Raw genomic sequence first — 6,029 nt, 5'->3', positions numbered from 1 at the left:
TTAAGAGGGAAGATTTGGGGAGAGATAATACAAAAAATTCAACACTCCTTCAACTGAATTTTCCTCAAAATTAATGCGCGAAAAGACTTGACTACCATAATTATATAGATCTCAAATGGGTTCTATACAAACCACGCTTTATTCTTTTTCCTGACGGTTTCCAATCATTGGGTTTTTCACCATAATTAGGCAGATAGTCACCATCTAAAAATGAAGCAATACTTGTATAACTCTCTTCTGTTTCTATAAATATTATTCCATATTCATTGCACAACTGAGCTATTCTTTCTTTGAGTCTAGCTGTGGGAATTGGTACAAATTATGAATTACTTTTTTTTCCTAATTCTATTTGATTTTTCTGACCTTTATTCCAACCAAAAACTATTGTACCAATAGAATTTTTTAAACAGTGATTAATGACTATTCTGGCTGCTTTATTTATACCGTCACGAATTTGGCGGTTACGCTTTTCTGTAATGGCAGCTAGTTTATTTGACCAAAATCCCAAAGGTTTATTTTCTTTAATAGTTGATATCTGTTTGTTGTACCAACGATTCATTGATTTGAGATGTTTACCATCTACTATCAAACTCGTATTTACATTGGATACACAGGTCAACCAATTATTTACACCATGGTCTATTCCTAATACATTTTCTTGATTTAATTGAGGTGTAACTACTATTTCTTTTTCATAAACAAATTCCCAATAAAAGCATCTATTTCTCGGTAATATTCTCAGTTCTTTAATAGAAGCAAAGTTGAGGTTACTCGGCATAGAAATGTAAAAGCAATCTAGACCAAACCAGCGCTTACAAGTATTACCTAGTGGTACTCTAATTTGATTACCTTTAAGTTTTAATGCTTGAGAAGGGTAACTAACTGTAGCCATTCCTCCTTTTTTTTTATAGTTAGGAATCCTTGGTTTTTCTGAGATTTTTCCTGAACTATAGGCAATAATCAGACCATAATAAGATCTAAATGATTCAGCTACAGTTCTTAATATTTGTTGTGCTGCTTGGGAATGTAGAACTTTATAGTGATTATTTTTTTTGTAGACCTTTTCCAATTCAAACTTGCCCAGAGTTTTGTGAGATTTAAAAAATAATTGCCGACCATAATATATTCCCATGTTAGTGAGCTTATGAGACTGTTCACATAAGAATGTTAAAATAGCAATTAATTCGGGATTTTTACCTACTAAAACTTGCTGACAAGAGTACATTTGAAATGGTGGTTGGATGGCTTTATTGTGAGTAATAATAACACAGGAGCACTTTAGTTGCCTAGTCTAAACGACTCGGTTGTTTTCATCCCTCGGTTAAAACACGAGAGCTTTCAACGTGGCTTTTTGGTCAAATAAAATACATCAGATTAAAATCCGACTCCTCGCCTTTCACCCATCGCTTAAAAGACGATGGCTTTCATGCTCCCATGTTATTTAGGTAAATGTTGTGATAATTGACCTTTCTGAACTGCTACTTAACATATCTTTTGCTCTGCTTTACTTCATAGTTTTAATATACACATAATTAAAACAGATAACAATACATTTTTTATATAAAAAATATTTATAAATAATAGGTAGAGCTTATCTGCCCAACCAAATGTCTTTGAATGAAAAGTCAATAGTCTGAAGAGAGAAGATTTGATAATGTAGTTTCGCGATCGCTCTACAAGCAGATTTTATCTCAGTAATTAATTTATATTTTCAAAAATATATTTAAAATTGTAATTTCTCCTAGTAGACTGACACAGCTAAAACTGTGCAATAGACATCTCCAGAAAAGAGGGAATAGGTAACCCACTCCTCGCCCCTCCCCCTCCCAGAAGGGGAATAATTGATTATTTCTGGATAAGAATTGATTTGATTTTTGATTTTTGGATATGTCTAATAGATTTTTGTCTCTAGGTGTCTTGATCTCCCCATCCTCCCCACACTCCCAACACGAGGACACGGAGACACGGAGAGAGAGAGACACGGAGAGAGGGAGATAGGGTGTCACTGTGCTTTGATGAACTATAATTTGAGGATATTTTGCTCAAAAATTGGCCAAAAAATATATAAAGCTATCTGTGAAGGAGACTAAGAAGATAAATATGAAAATCCTGGGAATATCAGCTTATTACCACGACAGCGCCGCCGCCCTAGTATGTGAAGGAAAAATTATCGCCGCCGCTCAAGAAGAAAGATTTTCTCGTAAAAAACACGATGCCAGATTTCCCAAAAATGCTATTTCCTATTGTTTGAAAGAAGCCAACATAGAATTACTTGACCTAGACCAAATAGTTTTCTACGACAAACCTTTAATTAAATTTGAGCGACTCCTGGAAACTTACCTTAGTTATGCTCCTAAAGGTTTTCGATCTTTTCTGATGGCAATGCCAATTTGGTTAAAAGAAAAATTATATCTGAAAACTGTTTTAAGAAAAGAATTATCTACATTAGGTCAGTGCAAAGCATCCCATCTTCCTCAACTGATGTTTACTGAACATCATCAGTCTCATGCTGCTTCGGCATTTTTTCCCAGTCCGTTCGATCGCGCTGCAGTAATGTGTCTGGATGGAGTGGGTGAGTGGGCGACTACTTCGGTTTGGTTGGGAGAAGGAAATAAACTTACTCCCCAGTGGGAAATAGATTTTCCTCATTCTTTGGGTTTACTCTATTCAGCTTTTACCTATTACACAGGTTTCAAAGTCAACTCTGGGGAATACAAACTTATGGGTTTGGCTCCCTACGGAGAACCTAATTATGTGGATTTGATTTTAAATAATCTGATAGATTTAAAAGCTGATGGTACTTTCCGGTTGAATATGGAATATTTCAACTACACGACCGGGTTGACTATGACTAATGAGAAATTTGACAAATTGTTTGGCGGACCTCCTCGCAAAGCTGAAACAAAAATTAGTCAACGGGAAATGGATATTGCTGCTTCTATTCAGAGAGTGACTGAGGAAGTAGTGTTACGTCTGAGTCGAACGGTGCAAAAAGAATTGAATGCTGACTACCTTTGTTTGGCAGGGGGAGTTGCTCTCAATTGTGTGGCGAATGGTAAGATTTTACGGGAAGGAATTTTTAAAGATATTTGGATTCAACCTGCTGCGGGAGATGCTGGTGGTGCGTTGGGTGCTGCTTTAGCTATTTGGTACGAATACCATAATCAACCGCGAGTAATAGAAAAGGTTAGTAGGGACGTTGCATGCAACGTCCTTACGGAAAACAATGTCTTTGCTTCTATGGAGTCTGGAAATACTGCTGTTTCTGTGGCAAAACCTCCTGTTTGTCGCGCTCCTAATGACATGATGCAAGGTGCTTATCTCGGACCGAAATTTGCAGATGAGGAAATTCGGGAATATCTGGATGCTATTCAGGCAAAATATGAATATTTGCCAGATACAGAATTAATGCCACGGTTAGCAGAAATTTTAGATAATGGCAATGTGGTGGGATGGTTTCAAGGTCGGATGGAGTTCGGACCCCGTGCTTTGGGAGGACGGTCTATTATTGGCGACCCCCGGAATCAAAAAATGCAGTCGGTGATGAATTTGAAGATTAAGTATCGGGAGTCTTTTCGACCTTTTGCTCCTTCTGTTATGGCGGAACGAGTTTCAGATTATTTTGATATTGAACATTCTAGTCCTTATATGTTGTTGGTAGCTCCCGTGCAGGAGAATTTGTTAATTCCCATGACAGAGGAGCAAAAGCAGTTGTTTGGAATTGAAAAGTTGAATGTGCCGCGATCGGAAATTCCCGCAATTACTCATGTGGATTATTCGGCAAGAATTCAAACTATTCATCAAGAGACGAATGTTCGGTATTACGATTTGATTCGTCATTTTGAGAAGTTGACGGGATGTGGGGTAATTGTGAATACATCTTTTAATGTGCGGGGTGAACCAATAGTTTGTACGCCCGAAGATGCTTATCGGTGTTTTATGCGGACAGAGATGGATTATTTGGTGCTCGAGAATTTCTTGATGGCGAAGACAGAGCAAATTCCTTGGGAAAAGGATGAGTCTTGGAAAAACGAGTTTGAATTGGATTAGAACTGAATCAAAATTTAAAAGTTAAAATTAGCTTGTTATGAGTGGATTCGTTAATATTGCCGCTCAAACAAAGTTAAATTTTTAACTTTAGCCAAAACGCTAGATAAGCAGTATACTCTTTTAGAGTACATTCTTTTCAAGAACTCTTTTGAGTTAGATAGTTGTCTAATTATATCCACTCTAGAACAAGAAAGTGAAATCTAGGAGGCCAAATGAAAGCAAGCTTATCTTTAAGATGTGCAATCTTGACAAGTATCACAATTCCCCTTATGGCAGCTAAACCAGCGGGTGCAATGTCTTTCACAAATCTTAGCCAATTTAACTCATCTGTGAGTTCTCCAATAGATATCTTATTTACAGAGACTCTCGATTTTACTTTTGCTACAGGTGCAACGTTTTCAGGTGTTCAAGCTGGAACGTTTAACCCTGAACCATTTCAACAAGTCTATGCAAACCTGGGTGTAGTTTTTGCAGAAGGAGCTGCTGGATTGGGTGTTCCTTTTGGTAACGACAACAAGCCTGGTACTCAACTAGGTGGAACTGATGCTGTGCTTGTTGGCAATTTTGGATTTGATTCGCCAGCATTGGGAGCTTTTTTTGTTGATCCACAAACACCTAATGGCTTCGTTAGTCCATCTCAGGCTTTTGCAGTGGGTGGTGAGGTTATAACTCCTGGTAATGTGACGTTTAGTGTTTTTGATATTAATGGAAACTTGATTCAATCAGTAACTCGGAACGGTAGTGGTTTCCTTGGAATTACTTCATCAACCCCAATTGCTGCTGCTACATTTGAATATGATGATCGCAATTCAAGTAGTTTGGATACTTTTATTTTCCAAATTGAACCTGAAGATGTCCCTGAACCTAGTTTCGTTTTAGCCTGTGTGGGTCTTAGTTTTGTGTTTATTCGTCGCAAACGCATGAATTAGTCTTAAGTTTGACCAGTAAGCAGTCGTCTTGTGTCAGTAAGGTGCGTTAATGAAATGTAATGCACCATCTTTATGAGGACTTACGCAGTGCCACATATAGTGTATAATTTGGTCATTATTGCTGATATAACCAGTATAATTAGTGCCATTCCGTAAGTCCTGTTTATTTTAATTTTTGTGTGTTAAGCTGATGCTTTTTCCTCAAGAATGCTTTGCATATTCTAAAAATGAAAATGTATAACCCACCACACCCAGGCAAAGTACTCAAAGAACTCTGTTGCTTGCTAGAGCTGAAAAATATAGACTATCCAAGACTTATATCTACAAAATGTTTATGTTTTTACGCCATTAATCTGTGTTATTATTATATACGTCTGCTAAGACCAGAGGATTTTAGCAACGATTATGGAGTGTTTTGCACTCGACTTTTCATAAGGATGAAAACCCCAGAGGGAGTCCTAAACTCAATGTGTTTGAGCGGAACATTAACCTTCGCATGCCAGTAGACTTATGGACAGGTGAGTCGGAAAATCGCTTAACCTCACCGATGAAGAGCGTGTCTAGGATTGTCTAGATTTTTAGAAGGTATAGCAAATATTATTGACAACCTTAGACAAGCTTTGCTAATCTTAAGTAAAGTGATTCAATGTAAGTAATGGCAAAATCTCACGGTTCCTTAACAGGGATAGAAGCAAAAATTGAATATCATCCTGTTTTTGAGGAACTGGGAGAATTATATGAATCCTGGCAACGGTCTGCTGTCAACTGGATGCAAACTGAGAACTTGTCAGATTCTGTTGTAGAAAAGCGTCTAATGAAGCGGTTTAACATCCAATGGGCATGGGCTGATTCAATTGCTACTGAAGCAACTCAATGCCTAAGCCAATTAAAAACAGCTAAGAACAACAATATCACTAAATTAGAGTTATAGCAATGAGCGCTGGCATCTTTACATATTACATAAATATTGATAATGTAACATAAAAGTAACTGTATGAGCTGTATTTTTCATAAATTAGGCGATCGCTAAAGGTTAAAGTTTTAAGGATG

Annotated in this window: 4 protein-coding genes; 3 read left to right on the top strand and 1 reads right to left on the bottom strand. The window is 37.2% G+C overall.

Going from position 1 to position 6,029, the window contains the following annotated elements; all coding sequences use genetic code 11:
• Nucleotides 1-319 precede the first annotated feature (319 nt).
• Nucleotides 320-1,225 (bottom strand): transposase, encoded by a 906-nt coding sequence (locus F6K27_RS32065; protein WP_287279903.1) that lies wholly within the window; start codon nt 1,223-1,225, stop codon nt 320-322.
• Between the two features lie 875 nt (nt 1,226-2,100).
• Here F6K27_RS32065 and F6K27_RS32060 point away from each other — a divergent pair.
• The 3 genes from F6K27_RS32060 (at nt 2,101) to F6K27_RS32050 (ending at nt 5,910) form a co-directional block, all read left to right on the top strand.
• A complete protein-coding gene (locus tag F6K27_RS32060) occupies nt 2,101-4,050 on the top strand; it encodes a carbamoyltransferase (protein ID WP_287279901.1) in 1,950 nt (649 codons plus the stop codon).
• 269 nt (nt 4,051-4,319) lie between these two features.
• Nucleotides 4,320-4,979: a hypothetical protein gene (locus tag F6K27_RS32055; RefSeq protein WP_287279899.1), complete on the top strand. Its 660-nt coding sequence runs from the start codon at nt 4,320-4,322 to the stop codon at nt 4,977-4,979.
• Nucleotides 4,980-5,634: 655 nt separating this feature from the next.
• The gene (locus tag F6K27_RS32050) at nt 5,635-5,910 is read left to right on the top strand and encodes a hypothetical protein (protein ID WP_287279897.1); all 276 of its coding nucleotides are present in this window, start codon (nt 5,635-5,637) and stop codon (nt 5,908-5,910) included.
• Nucleotides 5,911-6,029: the final 119 nt, after the last annotated feature.

Source organism: Okeania sp. SIO2F5 (assembly GCF_010692685.1).
GTDB lineage: Bacteria > Cyanobacteriota > Cyanobacteriia > Cyanobacteriales > Microcoleaceae > Okeania > Okeania hirsuta.
The sequence above is the reverse complement of the archived record's forward strand: the minus strand, read 5'-3'. Positions and strand labels throughout refer to the sequence as shown.

Bases quoted from the DNA above. Each gene is read 5' to 3' on its own strand.
- F6K27_RS32065 (WP_287279903.1), bottom strand. From the start codon at position 1,225: ATGTACTCTTGTCAGCAAGTTTTAGTAGGTAAAAATCCCGAATTAATT.
- F6K27_RS32060 (WP_287279901.1), top strand. From the start codon at position 2,101: ATGAAAATCCTGGGAATATCAGCTTATTACCACGACAGCGCCGCCGCC.
- F6K27_RS32055 (WP_287279899.1), top strand. From the start codon at position 4,320: ATGGCAGCTAAACCAGCGGGTGCAATGTCTTTCACAAATCTTAGCCAA.
- F6K27_RS32050 (WP_287279897.1), top strand. From the start codon at position 5,635: ATGGCAAAATCTCACGGTTCCTTAACAGGGATAGAAGCAAAAATTGAA.